The 17,665-nt window shown below is 69.6% G+C and carries 16 protein-coding genes, 1 rRNA gene and 1 riboswitch; of the genes, 12 read left to right on the forward strand and 5 right to left on the reverse strand.

What is annotated here, in order from left to right:
* The 11 genes from rrf to ACVNF4_RS07325 form a co-directional block, all read left to right on the forward strand.
* Positions 1-111, forward strand: a 5S ribosomal RNA gene (gene rrf / locus ACVNF4_RS07275); the annotation flags it as partial.
* 110 nt (positions 112-221) lie between these two features.
* Positions 222-830: a CDP-alcohol phosphatidyltransferase family protein gene (locus ACVNF4_RS07280; RefSeq protein ID WP_461801852.1), complete on the forward strand. Its 609-nt coding sequence runs from the start codon at positions 222-224 to the stop codon at positions 828-830.
* 112 nt (positions 831-942) lie between these two features.
* Positions 943-3,438, forward strand: coding sequence for a sugar phosphate nucleotidyltransferase (locus ACVNF4_RS07285; protein WP_461801853.1), 2,496 nt, complete (start codon positions 943-945; stop codon positions 3,436-3,438).
* Positions 3,439-3,620: 182 nt separating this feature from the next.
* On the forward strand, positions 3,621-4,457 hold the full coding sequence (locus tag ACVNF4_RS07290) for a DUF881 domain-containing protein (RefSeq protein WP_461801883.1): 837 nt from the start codon (positions 3,621-3,623) through the stop codon (positions 4,455-4,457).
* Positions 4,454-4,786, forward strand: a complete 333-nt coding sequence (locus ACVNF4_RS07295) for a small basic family protein (protein ID WP_003977440.1) — start codon at positions 4,454-4,456, stop codon at positions 4,784-4,786. Before ACVNF4_RS07290 ends, ACVNF4_RS07295 begins: the two co-directional genes overlap by 4 nt.
* A gap of 5 nt (positions 4,787-4,791) precedes the next feature.
* A complete protein-coding gene (locus tag ACVNF4_RS07300) occupies positions 4,792-5,622 on the forward strand; it encodes a DUF881 domain-containing protein (RefSeq protein WP_461801854.1) in 831 nt (276 codons plus the stop codon).
* Positions 5,623-5,704: 82 nt separating this feature from the next.
* Positions 5,705-6,586 carry an FHA domain-containing protein gene (locus tag ACVNF4_RS07305; protein WP_461801884.1) on the forward strand — a complete coding sequence of 294 codons (882 nt, stop codon included), beginning with the start codon at positions 5,705-5,707 and terminating at the stop codon, positions 6,584-6,586.
* 40 nt (positions 6,587-6,626) lie between these two features.
* Complete coding sequence (gene ftsR, locus ACVNF4_RS07310) at positions 6,627-7,364, forward strand: transcriptional regulator FtsR (RefSeq protein ID WP_461801855.1); 738 nt, start codon at positions 6,627-6,629, stop codon at positions 7,362-7,364.
* A gap of 84 nt (positions 7,365-7,448) precedes the next feature.
* Positions 7,449-7,922 (forward strand): bifunctional nuclease family protein, encoded by a 474-nt coding sequence (locus ACVNF4_RS07315; RefSeq protein ID WP_461801856.1) that lies wholly within the window; start codon positions 7,449-7,451, stop codon positions 7,920-7,922.
* A 236-nt stretch (positions 7,923-8,158) separates the two neighbouring features.
* On the forward strand, positions 8,159-8,806 hold the full coding sequence (locus ACVNF4_RS07320) for a MerR family transcriptional regulator (protein WP_461801857.1): 648 nt from the start codon (positions 8,159-8,161) through the stop codon (positions 8,804-8,806).
* A gap of 68 nt (positions 8,807-8,874) precedes the next feature.
* Entirely contained in the window at positions 8,875-10,221 is a 1,347-nt protein-coding gene (locus ACVNF4_RS07325) for a DNA polymerase IV (protein ID WP_461801858.1), read from the forward strand.
* 25 nt (positions 10,222-10,246) lie between these two features.
* Here the strand turns inward: ACVNF4_RS07325 and ACVNF4_RS07330 are convergent, their stop codons facing one another.
* Positions 10,247-10,621, reverse strand: coding sequence for a PRC-barrel domain-containing protein (locus ACVNF4_RS07330; RefSeq protein ID WP_461801859.1), 375 nt, complete (start codon positions 10,619-10,621; stop codon positions 10,247-10,249).
* Positions 10,622-10,743: 122 nt separating this feature from the next.
* Positions 10,744-10,838: riboswitch (glycine riboswitch) on the forward strand.
* 176 nt (positions 10,839-11,014) lie between these two features.
* On the opposite strand from ACVNF4_RS07330, the gene gcvP reads away from it, so the two are divergent.
* Positions 11,015-13,900 carry an aminomethyl-transferring glycine dehydrogenase gene (gene gcvP, locus ACVNF4_RS07335; RefSeq protein WP_461801860.1) on the forward strand — a complete coding sequence of 962 codons (2,886 nt, stop codon included), beginning with the start codon at positions 11,015-11,017 and terminating at the stop codon, positions 13,898-13,900.
* Between the two features lie 73 nt (positions 13,901-13,973).
* Here gcvP and ACVNF4_RS07340 read toward each other — a convergent pair whose 3' ends face one another.
* The 4 genes from ACVNF4_RS07340 to ACVNF4_RS07355 all read right to left on the reverse strand — a co-directional run bounded on the left by ACVNF4_RS07340 (position 13,974) and on the right by ACVNF4_RS07355 (position 17,660).
* Positions 13,974-15,023: an ABC transporter ATP-binding protein gene (locus ACVNF4_RS07340; RefSeq protein ID WP_461801861.1), complete on the reverse strand. Its 1,050-nt coding sequence runs from the start codon at positions 15,021-15,023 to the stop codon at positions 13,974-13,976.
* Positions 15,024-15,451: 428 nt separating this feature from the next.
* A complete protein-coding gene (modB, locus tag ACVNF4_RS07345) occupies positions 15,452-16,267 on the reverse strand; it encodes a molybdate ABC transporter permease subunit (protein WP_461801862.1) in 816 nt (271 codons plus the stop codon).
* Positions 16,268-16,296: 29 nt separating this feature from the next.
* A complete protein-coding gene (gene modA, locus ACVNF4_RS07350; protein WP_461801863.1) occupies positions 16,297-17,124 on the reverse strand; it encodes a molybdate ABC transporter substrate-binding protein in 828 nt (275 codons plus the stop codon).
* Positions 17,125-17,264: 140 nt separating this feature from the next.
* Positions 17,265-17,660: a TOBE domain-containing protein gene (locus ACVNF4_RS07355; protein WP_461801864.1), complete on the reverse strand. Its 396-nt coding sequence runs from the start codon at positions 17,658-17,660 to the stop codon at positions 17,265-17,267.
* Positions 17,661-17,665: the final 5 nt, after the last annotated feature.

Here is a 17,665-nt window from a genome sequence, read left to right on the forward strand (position 1 = left end):
GGTTATAGCGTGAGGGAAACGCCCGGTTACATTCCGAACCCGGAAGCTAAGCCTCACAGCGCCGATGGTACTGCAGGGGGGACCCTGTGGGAGAGTAGGACGCCGCCGAACTCCTTTTAGAGCTCTGGCTCTTGGGCACACAAGCCCAAGAGCCAGAGCTTTTTTGCGTTGAGGTAGGGTCAGGGGGCATCATTGGCTCATTTTCCTCTGGAGGCCCCCGGGTGGAGGTCCAGGAGACCCGTGTCCAGACTGACCGGGTCCTCACCATCCCGAACATCCTCAGCATGGCCCGCCTGGTCGGCGTGCCGATCTTTCTGTGGCTGATCCTCAGGCCCGAGTTCGGGGGGCCGAAGAGTGACGGCTGGGCGTTTCTGATTCTCGCGCTGAGTGGCATCAGCGACTATCTGGACGGCAAGCTCGCCCGGAAGTGGAACCAGGTCAGCAGCCTCGGCCGGCTGCTCGATCCGGCCGCTGACCGGCTGTACATCATTTCGACGCTCGTCGGCCTCACCTGGCGCGAGATTCTGCCGCTCTGGTTGACGGCTGTACTTGTCGCGCGAGAACTGGTTCTCCTGGTGATGGTGGGCATCCTCAGGCGACACGGCTATCCGCCGCCGCAGGTGAACTACCTGGGGAAGGCGGCGACCTTCAACCTCATGTACGCCTTTCCGCTGCTGTTGCTCAGTGGCGGAGACACCTGGCTCGCGTCACTCGCCAAGATTTTCGGCTGGGCGTTCGCAGGTTGGGGTACAACGCTCTATTGGTGGGCAGGAGTCCTCTACGTGGTGCAGGTCCGCCGCCTGATCCGTGCGGACGCCATGGCCGACTGAGTCCGTCGATCGGCGCCAGCGGAGGCTCGATGGCCCGCGGCGGAAAAGTGCGGGACAATCTGGACGGGTGAAGTCGGCTAGACCGTCGTCTCTCAAGGAGGACGCTTCCGACATGAAGGCCGTCGTGATGGCCGGAGGCGAAGGCACACGCCTTCGCCCCATGACCTCAAGCATGCCCAAGCCGCTCCTGCCTGTGGCCAACAGGCCGATCATGGAGCACGTTCTGCGGCTGCTCAAAAGGCATGGTCTCAACGAGACCGTCGTTACCGTCCAGTTCTTGGCATCGTTGGTCAAGAACTACTTCGGTGACGGTGAAGAGCTCGGAATGGAGCTCAGTTATGCCAACGAGGAGAAGCCACTCGGTACCGCCGGAAGCGTCAAGAACGCCGAAGCGGCGTTGAAGGACGATGCTTTCCTCGTCATCTCCGGCGATGCGCTGACCGACTTCGACCTCACCGACCTCATCACCTTCCACAAGGAGAAGGGGGCGCTGGTCACGGTCTGCCTGACCAGAGTCCCCAACCCGCTGGAATTCGGCATCACGATTGTCGACGAAGAGGGGAAGGTCGAGCGGTTCCTCGAAAAGCCGACCTGGGGACAGGTCTTCTCCGACACCGTGAACACCGGTATCTACGTCATGGAGCCCGAGGTCTTCGACTACGTCGAGGCCGATGTTCCGGTGGACTGGTCCGGTGACGTCTTCCCGCAGCTCATGAAGGAGGGCAAGCCGATCTACGGCTATGTCGCCGAGGGTTACTGGGAGGACGTCGGGACGCACGAGAGTTACGTGAAGGCCCAGGCCGACGTGCTCGAAGGCAAGGTCGACGTCGAGATCGACGGATTCGAGATCTCGCCCGGCGTCTGGGTCGCGGAAGGCGCCGATGTGCATGCGGACGCCGTGCTGCGCGGGCCGCTGTACATCGGGGACTACGCCAAGGTCGAGGCCGGGGCGGAGATTCGGGAGCACACGGTCGTCGGCTCGAATGTCGTCGTCAAGAGCGGGGCTTTTCTGCACAAGGCGGTGGTGCACGACAACGTGTATGTCGGGCAGCAGAGCAATCTGCGGGGCTGTGTCGTCGGGAAGAACACCGACATCATGCGGGCCGCGCGGATCGAGGACGGCGCGGTCATCGGGGACGAGTGTCTGATCGGCGAGGAGTCGATCGTCCAGGGGAACGTGCGGGTCTATCCGTTCAAGACGATCGAGGCCGGCGCGTTCGTCAACACCTCGGTGATCTGGGAGTCGCGCAGTCAGGCGCATCTCTTCGGGGCCCGCGGGGTGTCGGGGATCCTGAACGTCGAGATCACTCCGGAGCTGGCTGTGCGGCTGGCGGGGGCCTATGCGACGACCCTGAAGAAGGGGGCGACGGTCACCACGGCCCGTGATCACTCGCGTGGTGCGCGGGCGCTCAAGCGGGCGGTGATCTCCGCGCTCCAGGCCAGCGCCATCGACGTGCGGGACCTGGAGAACGTGCCGCTTCCCGTGGCCCGGCAGCAGACCGCGCGGGGGAGTGCGGGCGGGATCATGATCCGGACGTCGCCCGGGGTGCCGGACTCGGTGGACATCATGTTCTTCGACGGGCAGGGCGCCGATCTGTCGCAGGCGAGCCAGCGGAAGCTGGACCGGGTGTTCGCGCGGCAGGAGTACCGGCGGGCGTTCCCCGGGGAGATCGGGGATCTGCACTTCCCGGCGAGCGTGTTCGACTCGTACACCGGGTCGTTGCTGCGGAACGTCGACACGTCCGGGATCTCGGAGTCCGGGCTGAAGGTCGTCGTGGACGCGTCGAACGGGAGCGCCGGGCTCGTCCTGCCCAGTCTGCTGGGGAAGCTCGGGGTGGACTCGCTGACGATCAACCCGGGGCTCGACGAGTCGCGGCCGACCGAGACGGGGGACGTCCGCCGGAACGGGCTGGTGCGGCTCGGGGAGATCGTGGCCTCGTCGCGGGCCGCGTTCGGGGTGCGGTTCGACCCTGTCGGCGAGCGGCTGTCCCTCGTGGACGAGAAGGGGCGGATCATCGAGGACGACCGGGCGCTGCTGGTGATGCTCGACCTGGTGGCCGCCGAGCGGCGCAGCGGGCGGGTGGCGCTGCCGGTGACGACGACGCGGATCGCCGAGCAGGTGGCGGCGTACCACGGCACGCAGGTCGAGTGGACGACGACGTCGCCGGACGACCTGACGCGGGTCGGGCGGGACGAGTCGACGATCTTCGGCGGGGACGGCAAGGGCGGTTTCATCGTCCCCGAGTTCAGCGGGGTGTTCGACGGGACCGCCGCGTTCGTACGACTGATCGGACTTGTGGCCAGGACTCAACTGACACTCAGTCAAATAGATGCCCGGATTCCTCGGGCGCACGTCCTCAAACGCGATGTGGCGACCCCGTGGGCCGTGAAGGGGCTCGTGATGCGGCGGGTCGTCGAAGAGGCCGGAGAGCGCTTCGTGGACACCACGGACGGTGTGCGGGTGGTGGAGACGGACGGGCGCTGGGTGATGGTCCTGCCCGATCCGGCCGAGGCGGTCACCCATCTGTGGGCCGAGGGCCCGGACGACGCCTCAGCGCAGGCCCTGCTGGACGAGTGGTCGTCGGTGGTGGACGGCGCCGGGCGCTGAGCGCCGTCAGCTGAAACCGCTCCGCACGCGCGCGTGCCGGACAACTGTCCCCGAGGGGGCCTGTCCGGCACGCCGGTGGGGTCGTTCGGAAGCAGCCCCCGCGACGTGCGACGATGTGCGGCATGCCGCAGCAGCCCCCCGTTCGGAGCACACCCGCGCGCGCGTCGCGTCCGGACGCCTCCATGTCGCTGCTCACCAACGTCATGGACCACAGCCTCGACGAGGGTTACGCCGAGGCGGCCGAGCGCAAGCGGGCCGAGGGGACCGGCGTTCTTCCCAAGCCGCTGCGGGCCAAACTCGGGCTCGCCGCAGGGCTGGTGCTCGCGGCACTCGTCGTGACCGTGGGCGCCGCCCAGGCGCGGGTGTCGGCCCCTGTCGTCGCCAAGGAGCGCCAGGAGCTGATCGACCGGATCGACCGGGAGACCGAGTCGGCCGACAAGCTGGAGAAGTCCGTGGACGCCCTCCGGGACGACGTCGGCGCCCGGCAGCGGCAGGCCCTGGAAAACAGCGGCGGCAGCGGTCAGGCGGATCTTGTCGGGATCCTCTCGGGAGCGGTCGCGGTGCACGGGCCCGGCGTCAAGCTCGTCGTCGACGACGCGAAGGAAGCGACCACCGGCGGCAACGGCAACCCGCGCGAGACGTCCGGTTTCTCGGACACCGGGCGGCTGCGCGACCGGGACATGCAGCGGGTCGTCAACGGCCTGTGGGAGTCCGGCGCGGAGGCCGTCTCCGTCAACGGGCAGCGGCTGACGGCGCTGTCGGCGATCAGGGCCGCGGGGGCCGCCATACTGGTCGACAACAAGCCTCTGGTGCCGCCGTACACGGTCCTCGCCGTGGGGGACGGGGACAAGCTGAGCACCCGGTTCCAGAACAGCGCGGACGGGCTGTATCTGAACGCTCTCCAGGAGAACTACGGCATTCGGACGGCCATCTCCACGGAGCAGGACCTGCGGTTGCCGGCCGCGCCGAGTGTGATCGTCCGAACCGCACAGCCGAGAAGTGAGAAGGGCACATCGTGATCGCCGTACTGGGCCTCGTCGTGGGAGTCGTGGCCGGCCTGTTGGTCCGGCCCGAGGTTCCGGCGGCCGTCGAGCCGTATCTGCCGATCGCCGTGGTGGCGGCGCTGGACGCCGTCTTCGGCGGGCTGCGGGCCATGCTGGACGGCATCTTCGACGACAAGGTCTTCGTGGTGTCGTTCCTGTCGAACGTGGTCGTCGCCGCGCTGATCGTGTTCCTGGGCGACAAGCTGGGTGTGGGCGCCCAGTTGTCGACGGGTGTCGTGGTGGTCCTCGGTATCCGGATCTTCTCGAACGCCGCCGCGATCCGCCGGCACGTCTTCCGGGCGTGACGCCGATGAACGAAGAAGGCCGCACGCCCGGACACGGGCTGCGCAGGGAACTGCCGCAGGAGGTCGAGGCGGCGCCCGCGCGGGAGGCCGCCGAGCCGTCCCCCGAGCCGGGGCTGACCGGCCGTCAGAGGCTGGTGCAGGGACTGTGGCCGCCGCGGGTGACGCGCGCCCAGCTCATCGTCGCGCTGCTGCTGTTCGGCCTCGGCTTCGGGCTGGCCGTGCAGGTCGCCTCCAACAGCGACAGTGACAACGCGCTGCGGGGGGCACGCCAGGAGGACCTCGTACGGATCCTCGATGAACTGGACGACCGCAGTCAGCGTCTTGAGGACGAGAAGACCGGGCTCGACAAGCAGCGTCAGGAGCTGGAGAACAGTTCCGACCAGGCCGAGGAGGCCCGGAAGCAGACGATCGAGAAGGAGAGGCAACTCGGCATCCTCGCGGGCACGGTGGCGGCCCAGGGGCCGGGTATCACGATGACCATCGACGACACGAAGAGGACGGTCGAGGCGGACATGCTGCTCGACGCGATCCAGGAGCTGCGCGCGGCCGGCGCGGAGGCGATCCAGGTGAACGGCGTGCGCGTCGTCGCCGGGACGTACTTCACGGACGGCGACAAGGGAGTGAGCGTGGACGGGAACCAGATCCGCACTCCCTATCGTTTCCAGGTCATCGGCAAGTCCGAGGATCTGGAACCGGCGCTCAACATCCCGGGAGGTGTGGTGCAGACCCTGGAGAAGGAGCAGGCCACCGTCACTGTGGAGCGATCCGACAAGATCGTCGTGGACGCCTTGCGGGCGGCGAAGCAGCCTGACTACGCTCGGTCGTCGGCCCGGTGAACCGGGGGTGCATGGGGGTCGTCCGGCGGGGGCATGAGGTTGCGGGGGGTCGGCGCACCGATCGGGTGGTCGGTGGTGGAAACTGTCTGGTGGATACGGACGTTGTGAAGGTGTCCGGGTCGGCCGGTCTATTGAGTCAGGGTTCGTCCTGCCCCACGGGCGGGTCTGTTTCGGTCAAGGGGAATCGCCCGTGAAGTTGTTTGCGAAGTTGTTCGGCAAGAGCGCGCGAGGAGAGGGCGGCGAGAACGCCACCGCTCGTCATCGCGCACAGCCAGGTGACGAAGGCCAGCGTCCGCTGTTCCGTGACCAGGTGGCGGGGGGTGACATCCCCGGAGGCCAGGGCGCGGCGTCTGTTGACCCTGCGCAGTCCGGCGACATAGGTTTCGGACAGCCGTCAGCCTCAAGTGCAGGTGGAGGGTTTGCCCCCATGTCGTCCCCGGTCTGTCAGAGGTGCGGCAACCGCAACGCGGAGAACAGCCGTTTCTGCTCCAACTGCGGTGCTCCGCTGCGTCCGGGCGTGACGCCCGAGCGCGCGTCGGAGACGACCTCCACCATCTCCATCTCCGGCCTGGAGGCGTACGACTCCGAGGTCACCGGCCAGACGGCGCTCCCGGCGCTGTCCCCGGAGGCCCAGGCCGCGGTCGAGGCGCTGCCGCTGGGTTCGGCCCTGCTGGTGGTCCGCCGGGGCCCCAACTCGGGCAGCCGCTTCCTCCTGGACGGCGACCTGACGACGGCAGGCCGGCACCCGCAGAGCGACATCTTCCTGGACGACGTGACGGTCTCGCGCCGGCACGTGGAGTTCCGCCGGGGTGCGGACGGCACGTTCAAGGTCGCGGACGTCGGCAGTCTCAACGGCACCTACGTCAACCGTGAGCGGATCGACGAGGTCGCGCTGAACAACGGCGACGAGGTGCAGATCGGCAAGTACCGCCTGGTCTTCTACGCGAGCCAGCGCGGTTACTGACCCGCCCCGGACTCGTCCGGGGATTTCCCAGGGAAGGTCCATGCTGAGAACACCGAGGGGCGGTGCCGGAGACGGCACCGCCGCCACGGAGGCCGGGCCGATGAGCATCGGCGCCGTGCTGACCGTGCTGCGGGACGAATTCCCCGAAGTCACCGTCTCCAAGATCCGTTTCCTGGAGTCGGAAGGGCTCGTCGAGCCCGAGCGGACCCCCTCGGGGTACCGCAAGTTCAGTCCGCTGGACGTCGAGCGGCTCGCCCGCATCCTGCGGCTCCAGCGGGACCACTACCTGCCCCTCAAGGTCATCCGGGAGCATCTGGAGGCCCTGGAGCGCGGTGAGGCCGTCCCGTTGCCGACCGTGGGCAGGCAGCGGGACGGAGAACCCGTCCCGGATCCCGCCGACACCCCCACCGTCGCCCGCATCGGCCGCGCCGAGCTGCTGGCCGCGGCCGGCATCGAGGAGCGGGAACTCGCCGAGTGGGAGTCCTACGGCCTCGTCGTCCCCCTGGCGGACGGCGTGTACGACGCCGAGACGGCCACCGTCGCCGCGCTCGTCGTCGAACTCGGGCGCTTCGGCATCGAGCCGCGACACCTTCGGGTGATGAAGGCGGCGGCCGATCGTGAGGCCGGTCTCGTCGACCAGGTGGTCGCCCCGCTGAAGCTCCACCGCAACCCGCAGACGCGCGCGCACGCGCAGGCCCGTGCGAAGGAGCTGGCCGGGCTGACGGTCCGGCTGCACTCCGCGCTCGTGCAGACCGCTCTCGGGGTGCGGCTGCCCTGACACGGGGCGTTCGCCCTGGGCGGATCGGCCGTCCGGTAGGGGCCCGACTACCCAAACGTCCCGGGCACGGCCTAGGGTTGCTGTGTGAACGAGCTCGATGTCGTAGGTGTCCGGGTGGAAATGCCCTCCAACCAACCGATCGTGCTCCTGCGTGAAGTGGGAGGCGACCGGTACCTCCCCATCTGGATCGGGCCCGGGGAGGCGACCGCGATCGCCTTCGCCCAGCAGGGCATGGCCCCCGCCCGGCCGCTCACCCACGACCTGTTCAAGGACGTGCTGGAGGCCGTCGGCCAGGAGCTGACCGAAGTGCGGATCACGGACCTCAGGGAGGGCGTCTTCTACGCCGAGCTGGTCTTCGCCAGCGGCGTCGAGGTCAGCGCCCGCCCCTCCGACGCCATAGCGCTCGCCCTGCGCACCGGCACGCCGATCTACGGCAGCGACACGGTGCTCGAAGACGCGGGCATCGCCATCCCGGACGAGCAGGAGGACGAGGTGGAGAAGTTCCGCGAGTTCCTCGACCAGATCTCGCCCGAGGACTTCGGCACCAGCAATCAGTGACGCCCGTTCGCCGGACACCCGTCGGTGACGATGTCGTCTCGGTTCGGCAATTGCCAGTGGCCAGTGAGAGCGTCCTACGGGATCGCCTCAGCGCATTCGGCTAGCCTTTCCCCGCGGTGGGGTACGGGAAACCACTCACAGGGTGATTATCACTCGGCGTGCCGAGTGTGGCGATCGTTGACGCACCCCTGGTGACTGCCTACCGTCGAGAAGGCAGGTCAAGGACGGAGGTCGGCGTGAGCATCAGCGGCGACGGTACGGCTGGGGGAGCCCCCGGACGAGGGTTCGGGGGAAACGGCCCGTACCGGCTTCACGGCAGCGCGCCCGATCACGCTCCTCGGCGCCCGGCGGCCGTGCCGAGCAGCAGCGAGGGGGCGGCGGCGATGACGTCCGAGGAGATCGGCTACCGGGGCCCGACGGCCTGTGCGGCGGCCGGGATCACCTATCGGCAACTGGACTACTGGGCGCGCACCGGGCTCGTCGAGCCGAGTGTGCGCGCGGCCTACGGGTCGGGGACCCAGCGCCTCTACAGCTTCCGGGACGTCGTCGTCCTGAAGATCGTGAAGCGCTTCCTCGACACGGGCGTGTCGCTCCAGAACATCCGGGGCGCGGTGCTGCATCTGAGGGAGCGCGGCTTCCGGGACCTGGAGCGGATGACGCTCATGAGCGACGGCGCGACGGTGTACGAGTGCACCTCGCCGGACGAGGTCCACGCGCTGCTCCAGGGCGGCCAGGGGGTCTTCGGGATCGCCGTCGGCGTGGTCTGGCGGGACGTCGAGGGCGCGCTGTCGCAGCTGCACGGCGAGCGGGTCGACACCGGTGAGACGCTGGTCGGGAACAATCCCTCGGACGAGCTCGCGAGGCGGCGGCACAAGGCCGTCTGACGGCTGCACCGGGGCCTTCGGGCGCGTGTTCGGTGCTGTTGTCAGTGGTGTGGTGCAGCATCGGAGACGTGAGAAACGCGCCGACGGTCCTGCATCTCGACATGGACGCCTTCTACGCCTCGGTGGAGCAGGCGGCCAAGCCGAGTCTGCGCGGCAAGGCGGTCGTCGTGGGCGGGCTCGGGCCGCGCGGCGTGGTGGCGACCGCGTCGTACGAGGCGCGGGTGTTCGGGGTGCACTCGGCGATGCCCATGGCGCAGGCGCGCAGGCTCGCGCCGAACGCCGCGTACCTGATCCCGCGGTTCGGGGTCTACCGGGCGGTCAGCGAGCAGGTGATGGCGCTGCTGCGGGCGCTGTCGCCGCTGGTGGAGCCGCTCAGCCTGGACGAGGCGTTCGTGGACCTGGAGACCGAGGGGGCGGCCTGGGACAGCGCGTCGGCCCGGGAGACGGGGATCAGGCTCCGCGCGGACATACGGGCGGCCACGGGGCTCACGGGGTCGGTGGGGCTCGCCGCGTCCAAGATGCTCGCGAAGTTCGCCTCCGAGCGCGCCAAGCCGGACGGGCTGCTCCTGATCGAGCCGGGCACCGAGCGGGCGCTGCTCGGGCCGATGCCGGTACGGACGCTGCCCGGGGTCGGGCCGGCCACCGGCGACCATCTGCGGCGGGCCGGTATCGCCACGGTCGACGAGATCGTCGAGGCCGGTGAGGACGAACTCGTCCGGCTGCTCGGCAAGGCGCACGGCCACGGGCTGTACGCGATGGCGCTCGCGCGCGACGACCGGCCCGTGGTCGCCGAGCGGGAGACCAAGTCGGTGTCCGTGGAGGACACGTACGACGTGGACATCCACGACCGGCTGCGGGTCGAGTTCGAGGTGCGCAGGCTCGCGGAGCGGTGTGTGCGCAGGCTGCGGGAGGCCGGGCTGTCGGGGCGGACGATCGTCCTCAAGGTGCGGCGGTACGACTTCTCGACGCTGACGCGGTCCGAGACGCTGCGCGGGCCCACCGACGACCTCGCGGTGGTGCGGGAGGCCGCCGCGCGGCTGCTGGAGTCGGTGGACACGACCGGCGGGGTGCGGCTGCTGGGCGTCGGCGTGACGGGGCTCGCCGACTTCACACAGGAGGACCTGTTCGCGCAGGCCGCCGAGGAGGTGGAGGACGAGGTGGAGGCCGTGGAGACGCCCGGGGAGGAGGCAGCCGAGGTGGTGTCCGCCGAGCATCTCTGGCGGCCGGGGCAGGACGTCCGGCACGCCGGGTTCGGGCACGGGTGGGTGCAGGGGAGCGGGGTGGGGCGGGTGACCGTGCGGTTCGAGACGCCGACGGACACAGGGCCGGGACGGGTGCGGACGTTCCGGGTCGACGACCCCGAGCTGGAGGAGGCGGAGGCGTTGCCGTTGGTGGCGGGGGAGGCTTGTGTGTAGAGGGCGTGCCCCGGGGCGGTCGTTCCTAGACGTCCGGGTCCTGGCCCGCGATCGTGCCGAAGTCGCGGTCCTCCGGTGGGGTCGGGGAGACGGTGTCCATGCCGTAGTGGTGGTAGAGCTGGAGTTCCTGGGCGGGGGAGAGGTGGCGGCCGACGCCGAAGTCGGGGGCGTCCTTGATGAGGGCACGCTCGTAGGGGACGCGCAGGGTGCCTTCGACGAGGCGGCTGGGCTCCAGGGGGACGAAGGCGTCGCGGGTGAAGATGCCGGTCCTTATGGCCGCCCACTCCGGGACACCGGTCGCGTCGTCGAGGTAGACCTCGTCGATGGTGCCGATCTTCGTGCCGTTGCGGTCGTACGCCTTGCGGCCGATCAGGTTGCGCGGATCGATGTCGGTCTGCACGGGCCCTCCACTGGTCGCAAGCCGGCTGAAAGTCGTCGTAAGAACTACGAAAGAGCACATCGGGCCCGGGGGCCACTCGAAGACTCGGGTGTTGACCTCGCTGATAGGGTGAAAGCGGCTGTCGACCCTGTGCGGGAGAGTCCTCCGGAGATTTCGGGGGCGCCGAAGGAGCAACTCCTCCCCGGAATCTCTCAGGCTCACGTACCGCACGGACGAGGTCACTCTGGAAAGCAGAGCGGGTGTCGACGGCGTCCGCTCTCACCGACGGTGAAAGCCGGGCGCTCTCGGGCGGCCGGTGAAGCTCTCAGGTCAGATGACAGAGGGGGAGGCCGTTCGGGCACCCCACAGGCGTGGTGCCCCCGAAGGTCCTGTCAGACCAGGAGGCCCCCCGAAATGACTGTTCCCCGTACCCCGCTCCACGTCCTGGAACAGGGCGTTCCCTTCGAGCAGCGCCATATCGGGCCCGACCGCGAGGCCCAGGACAAGATGCTGGCGCACGTCGGCTACGGCTCCCTCGACGAGCTGACGGCCGCCGCCGTGCCGGACGCCATCAAGAACGTCGCCGCGCTGGACCTGCCGCAGGCGCGGACCGAGGCCGAGGTGCTCGCCGAGCTGAGGGGGCTGGCCGACCGCAACCAGGTGCTCGGGTCGATGATCGGGCTCGGCTACTACGGGACGTTCACCCCGCCCGTGATCCTGCGGAACGTGATGGAGAACCCCGCCTGGTACACGGCGTACACGCCCTACCAGCCGGAGATCTCCCAAGGACGCCTTGAGGCGCTGCTCAACTTCCAGACGATGGTGGCCGACCTGACCGGGCTGCCCACCTCCGGGGCGTCGCTGCTGGACGAGGGGACGGCCGCCGCCGAGGCGATGGCGCTGTCGCTGCGGATGGGGAAGAACAAGAAGGGCCTCTTCCTCGTCGACGCGGACGTCTTCCCGCAGACCGTCGCCGTGATCCGGACCCGGGCCGAGCCGACGGGCGTCGAGGTCGTCGTCGCCGACCTGAGCGACGGGATTCCGGCCGAGGTCGCCGGGCGGGAGATCAACGGGGTGCTGGTGCAGTACCCGGGCGCCTCCGGTGTCGTCCGCGATCTCAAGCCGTTGATCGAGCAGGCGCACGAGGTGGGGGCGCTCGTCACCGTCGCCGCCGATCTGCTGGCGCTGACGCTGCTGGCCTCGCCCGGGGAGCTGGGGGCGGACATCGCGGTCGGGACGACGCAGCGGTTCGGGGTGCCGATGGGGTTCGGCGGGCCGCACGCCGGATACATGGCCGTGCACGAGAAGTTCGCGCGGAGCCTGCCCGGACGGCTCGTCGGGGTCTCCGTCGACGTGGACGGGAACCGGGCGTACCGGCTGGCGCTCCAGACGCGTGAGCAGCACATCCGGCGGGAGAAGGCGACCAGCAACATCTGTACCGCGCAGGTGCTGCTCGCGGTGATGGCCGGGATGTACGCCGTCTACCACGGGCCCGAGGGGCTGCGCGGGATCGCCATGAAGGCGCACCGGTACGCCACCGTCCTCGCCGAGGGGCTGACGGCGGGGGGCGTCGAGGTCGTCCACCAGGCCTACTTCGACACCCTGTTGGTGCGGGTGCCCGGCGGTGCCGACGCGGTCGTCGAGGGCGCTCTGACGGGTGGGGTGAACCTGCGGCGCGTCGACGCCGACCATGTGTCCATCGCCTGTGACGAGACCACCACGCGCGAGCAACTGGCCGCCGTGTGGCGGGCGTTCGAGGTCACCGGGGACGTCGACGCGCTAGACGCCGTCGCCGGAGAGGTGCTGGCCGAAGGGGTGTTGCGGCGGGACGAGATCCTGACGCACCCCGTGTTCCGTCAACACCGGTCGGAGACGGCCATGTTGCGGTACCTGCGCAGGCTCGCGGACCGGGACTACGCGCTCGACCGGGGGATGATCCCGCTCGGGTCCTGCACGATGAAGCTCAACGCGACGACCGAGATGGAGCCGGTGACCTGGCCCGAGTTCGGGCAGCTGCACCCCTTCGCGCCGGTCGAGCAGGCCGGCGGATACCTCACGCTCATCCGGGAGTTGGAGGAGCGGCTCGCGGAGGTCACCGGGTACGACAAGGTGTCGTTGCAGCCGAACGCGGGCTCCCAGGGGGAGTTGGCGGGGCTGCTGGCGGTGCGGGCGTACCACCGGGCCAACGGGGACCTTCAGCGGACGGTGTGTCTGATCCCGTCGTCCGCGCACGGCACCAACGCGGCGAGCGCGGTGATGGCCGGGATGAAGGTCGTCGTTGTGAAGACCTCCGAGGACGGTGAGGTCGACGTCGAGGATCTGCGGGCGAAGATCGGGCAGTACCGGGACGAGCTCGCGGTGCTGATGATCACGTATCCGTCCACGCACGGGGTGTTCGAGGAGCACGTCGGGGAGATCTGCGGGCTGGTGCACGAGGCCGGCGGGCAGGTGTATGTGGACGGGGCGAACCTGAACGCGCTGGTCGGGCTGGCCAAGCCCGGGCATTTCGGTGGGGACGTCTCCCATCTGAATCTGCACAAGACGTTCTGCATTCCGCACGGCGGGGGTGGGCCCGGGGTCGGGCCGGTGGCGGTGCGGGCGCATCTCGCGCCTTACCTGCCCAATCACCCTTTGCAGAGCGAGGCCGGTCCTGAGACCGGGGTCGGGCCCATTTCCGCCGCGCCCTGGGGGTCCGCCGGGATTCTGCCGATTTCCTGGGCCTATGTGCGGCTCATGGGCGGGGAAGGGCTGAAGCGGGCCACGCAGGTCGCCGTTCTCTCCGCGAATTACCTCGCGAAGCGGCTTGAGCCGCATTTCCCCGTGCTCTACACCGGGCCCGGGGGACTTGTCGCGCACGAGTGCATCATCGACCTGCGGCCGTTGACCAAGGCGACCGGGGTCAGTGTCGACGATGTCGCCAAGCGGCTCATCGACTATGGGTTCCACGCGCCGACCATGTCGTTCCCCGTCGCCGGGACGCTGATGATCGAGCCGACCGAGTCGGAGGATCTGGCGGAGCTGGACCGGTTCTGTGCGGCGATGATCGCCATTCGGGGGGAGATCGAGAAGGTCGGGGAGGGGGAGTGGGCCGCCGATGACAATCCGCTGCGGAATGCTCCGCACACGGCTGCCGCGTTGAGCGGGGAGTGGGCGCACGGGTATTCACGGGAAGAGGCCGTGTTCCCCGGTGGGGGGAATGCCGCCGAGAAGTACTGGCCGCCGGTCCGGCGGATCGACCAGGCTTTCGGGGACCGGAATCTGGTGTGTTCCTGCCCGCCGCTCGACGCGTACGAGGGGTGAGTTCGGGGCGTATGAAAGGTGAGTGAAGGAAAGGGCTCCCTTTCCGGCATTTCCGCCGGGGAGGGGGCTTTTTTCATGCCGGATACGCGTGTGTCTGGGCCGCCTTCAGAGAGGCCCAGAGTTCGGTGCCCGGGTGGAGGTTCAGTTCCGCTGCCGCGACGGTGGTGAGGTCCGCGGTGAGAGGGAGATCGCCGGTCAGGTCGGCGCGGATCTGGTCGCCGTGGGATTCCAGGCCGGCGACCTCGCAGTGCCAGACGTTGCGGGCGCTGGAGTCTTCGGGGCGGGTGCGGTGGAGGGTGACCGCGGACGGGGGGAACGCGACGAACACGGGGCCGGTGAGGTGCTCCGACGTGGTGATGCGTTCGCCCGTGGGGAGGGTGACCTCGGTGCCGGTCGACTCGCCCTTGTAGAGGTTCAGGCCGACGAGTTGGGCGATGTAGTCGGTGCGGGGGTGGCGGGCTATGTCGGAGGGGGTGCCTTCCTGGACGACCTTGCCGTGCTCGATGACGATCAGGCGGTCGGCGAGGACCATGGCGTCCAGGGGGTCGTGGGTGACGATGACGGCGACCGCGTCGAACTCCGTGAGGTGGCGGCGGAGTTGGGCTCGCACGTCGAGCCGTGTGCGGGCGTCCAGGGCGGCGAGGGGTTCGTCCAGGAGGAGGAGACGGGGGTGGGTGGCGAGGGCTCGGGCGAGGGCTACGCGCTGGGCCTGGCCGCCGGAGAGGTGGCGGGGTTTGGTGTCGGCGTGCGGGGTCAGGTCCATGCGGGCCAGCCAGTCTCTTGCCTGGGCGCGGGACCGGTGCTTGCCGGTGCCCTGGCAGCGGGGGCCGAAGGCGATGTTGTCCAGGGCGGTGAGGTGGGGGAAGAGGAGGTAGTCCTGGAAGACGACGCCCACCGGGCGGGATTCGGGGGGTGTGTGTTCCAGGGGGTGGCCGTCCAGGTGGAAGTGACCGGCTGTGAGGGGGAGCAGGCCGGCCAGGGCTCTGAGGGCGGTGGTCTTTCCAGCGCCGTTGGGGCCCAGGAGGGCGAGGGTTTCGCCGGGGGCGGCTTTTAGGGGGAGGTTCAGGTGGAACGTTGGGGGGCGGGTGACTACGAGGTGGGCGTCTAGGCCCTGTGGGGTCATTGGGGGCGTCCTGGGGGGGGCGGGTGAGGGTGGCTGGGGTTCGGTGAGTGGGTGCGGGTGGTGGGTGGCTGGGGTGGGGGCGTTTCCGCTTGCCCGCGCTTGCGGGGTGCCGCTGCGCCCACCCGTGCCGCCCCTAGCGGCACGACTGCCCGCAGCTGGGGCGGGGAGGAGACGGGGGGTGCGGGTGGGCGCGGGTGGGGCGGGGAGGTGGGTGGGGGTGGGTGGCGACTGGGCGCGGGTGAGGGGCGAGGGGGTGAGTGTGGTGCGGCTGCGTGGGCGAGGCGACCGTGGGTGCGGGGTGCGGGGTGCGGGGTGCGGGTGGGTTTTGTTGTGGATTGGCATGCTTGCGCGGTGAGGGCTGTGAGGTGGTGCGGCCCCCGCGGCACTGGGCTGGATTCGGGGGGCGGGGTTGGTTGTTCCGTTTGTTCCTATGGTGTCCTCAGCCATTTTTCTCTCAGCGCCGCCAGTACCGCTATCGAGACCGTCAGGAGGACCAGGCTCAGGGCCATCGCTGACTCGGGGTTGTTCTGGAGGGCCAGGTAGACCGACAGGGGCATGGTCTGGGTTCTGCCGGGGAAGTTGCCGGCGAAGGTGATGGTGGCGCCGAATTCGCCGAGGGCTCGGGCCCAGGCCAGGACGGCGCCGGCGGCGATGCCGGGGGCGATCAGGGGGAGGGTTACCCGGCGGAAGGCGGTGAAGCGGGTGGCGCCCAGGGTGGCGGCGGCTTCCTCGTAGCGGGGGTCGGCTGCTCGGAGGGTGCCTTCGACGCTGATGACCAGGAAGGGCATGGCTACGAAGGCTTCGGCGATCACCACGCCTGTGGTGGTGAAGGGGAGGGTGATGCCGAACCACGTGTCGAGCCATCTGCCTGCTACGCCGTTGCGGCCGAAGGCCATCAGGAGGGCCACGCCGCCCACCACCGGGGGGAGGACCAGGGGGAGCGTCACCAGGGCTCGGAGGAGGGCTCTGCCGGGGAAGTCGACCCTGGCCAGGAGCCAGGCCAGGGGGACGCCGACGAGCAGGCTGACCGCCGTCGCGGCTGTCGCGCAGAGGAGGGAGAGGCGCAGGGCCTCCCAGACCTCGGGGGTGGTGAGGAGGTCGGGGAGGCTGCGCCAGGGGGTGCGGATCAGGAGGGACAGGAGGGGGAGCAGGAGGAAGGCCACGCCGAGGAGGGCGGGCAGGAGCAGGGGGAGGGGGACGGTGCTGCGGAGCCGCTCGGGGCGGCGGGGGCTGAGAGCCGTCACCGTGTGTTCTCCCTGGGGTGCCTCGGTCGTCACGGCTGGAGGAAGCCCGCGTCCGCCAGTGTCTTCTGTCCCTCGGCCGACCGCACCAGGGCGATGAACTCCTTGGCCGCCGCCGCGTTGGGGGCGTTCTTGAGGAGGGCGATCGGGTAGTCGTTGACCGCCTGGGACGACTCCGGGAAGTCGATGCCCTGCACCTTGGTGCCCGCGGCGTGGACGTCCGTCTTGTAGACGAGGGCCGCGTCCGCCTCCTTCAGCTCGACCTTGGTGAGCGCGGACTTGACGTCCTGCTCGTACGACACCGGCGTGACCTTGACGCCCGTGGCGGTGAGGATCTTGTCGGCGGCGGCGCCGCAGGGCACCGACTTGTCGCAGAGGACGACCTTGAGGCCGGACTTGGTGAGGTCCTTCAGCGCACCGATCTTGCCGGGGTTGCCCGGCAGGGTGGCGATCTCCAGCTGGTTGTGGACGAACGTCACCGGCGCCGTGGCGTTGTCCTTCTTGTCGGTCACGATCTTCATGGTCTTGGCGCTGGCCGCGGCGAACACGTCGGCCGGGGCGCCGCCCGTGATGCTCGCGGCGAGGCTGTCGCTGCCGGCGAAGTTGAAGGTGACCTTGGTGCCGGGGTGGGCCGCCTCGAACTGCTTGCCCAGCGCCGTGAAGGTCTCCTTGAGGGAGGCGGCGGCGAAGACGGTGACCGTGCCGGACACCTTGCCGGTGGACGCGGACGACGACGGGGTCGTCCCCGCGTCCGAGGAGCTGTCCGAGGACGAGGAGCACGCGCTGAGCGCGAGCAGCGCGGCGACCCCCGCGCCGGTCACCTGGAGCAGCCGGCGGGTGCGGGGCGAGGGGCGGGTCATCACGGGGTGCTCCTTGGAGACGGTTCGGCGGACGGCCGTGATGATGATACTGCCGCATATGCGAGGCGTCAGGTGCGCATCACATTGCATGAGCTGGGTAGATGCTTGATCCAGTTGGTATGTGCGCCCCTCCCCGAGGCTCAGGTCCGGTCGATGTGGACGTTCGTCGATTTGACCCGTGCCGTCGCCTCCATGCCCACTTCGAGGCCGAGTTCCTCCACCGCCTCCCGGGTCAGCAGGGAGACCAGCCGGTGCGGGCCCGCCTGGATCTCGACCTGGGCCGCGACGTCGCCGAGCTTCACGGCCGTGACGATGCCGGGGAAGGCGTTGCGGGCGGACGTGTGGGACGGGGTCTCGTCGTCGCCGTCCGTCCTGGCCAGCTCGACGGAGAACGCGGCCAGGTCCGTGCCGTCGACCAGGCGCCGTCCGGTGTCGTCGCGGTGGGTGGTGAAGCGGCCCGCGTCGGCCCAGCGGCGTGCGGTGTCGGGGCTGACGCCCAGGAGGCGGGCCGCCTGGCCGATCGTGTAGGAGTGCATGCGGT

This window comes from Streptomyces sp. S6 (assembly GCF_054880855.1).

What these genes read in the sequence shown, in the direction of transcription:
- ftsR (WP_461801855.1), top strand. Translation starts at nt 6,627, where the DNA reads ATGCTGAGAACACCGAGGGGCGGTGCCGGAGACGGCACCGCCGCCACG.
- gcvP (WP_461801860.1), top strand. Translation starts at nt 11,015, where the DNA reads ATGACTGTTCCCCGTACCCCGCTCCACGTCCTGGAACAGGGCGTTCCC.
- ACVNF4_RS07355 (WP_461801864.1), bottom strand. Translation starts at nt 17,660, where the DNA reads ATGCACTCCTACACGATCGGCCAGGCGGCCCGCCTCCTGGGCGTCAGC.
- ACVNF4_RS07290 (WP_461801883.1), top strand. Translation starts at nt 3,621, where the DNA reads ATGTCGCTGCTCACCAACGTCATGGACCACAGCCTCGACGAGGGTTAC.
- ACVNF4_RS07300 (WP_461801854.1), top strand. Translation starts at nt 4,792, where the DNA reads ATGAACGAAGAAGGCCGCACGCCCGGACACGGGCTGCGCAGGGAACTG.
- ACVNF4_RS07285 (WP_461801853.1), top strand. Translation starts at nt 943, where the DNA reads ATGAAGGCCGTCGTGATGGCCGGAGGCGAAGGCACACGCCTTCGCCCC.
- ACVNF4_RS07340 (WP_461801861.1), bottom strand. Translation starts at nt 15,023, where the DNA reads ATGACCCCACAGGGCCTAGACGCCCACCTCGTAGTCACCCGCCCCCCA.
- modA (WP_461801863.1), bottom strand. Translation starts at nt 17,124, where the DNA reads ATGACCCGCCCCTCGCCCCGCACCCGCCGGCTGCTCCAGGTGACCGGC.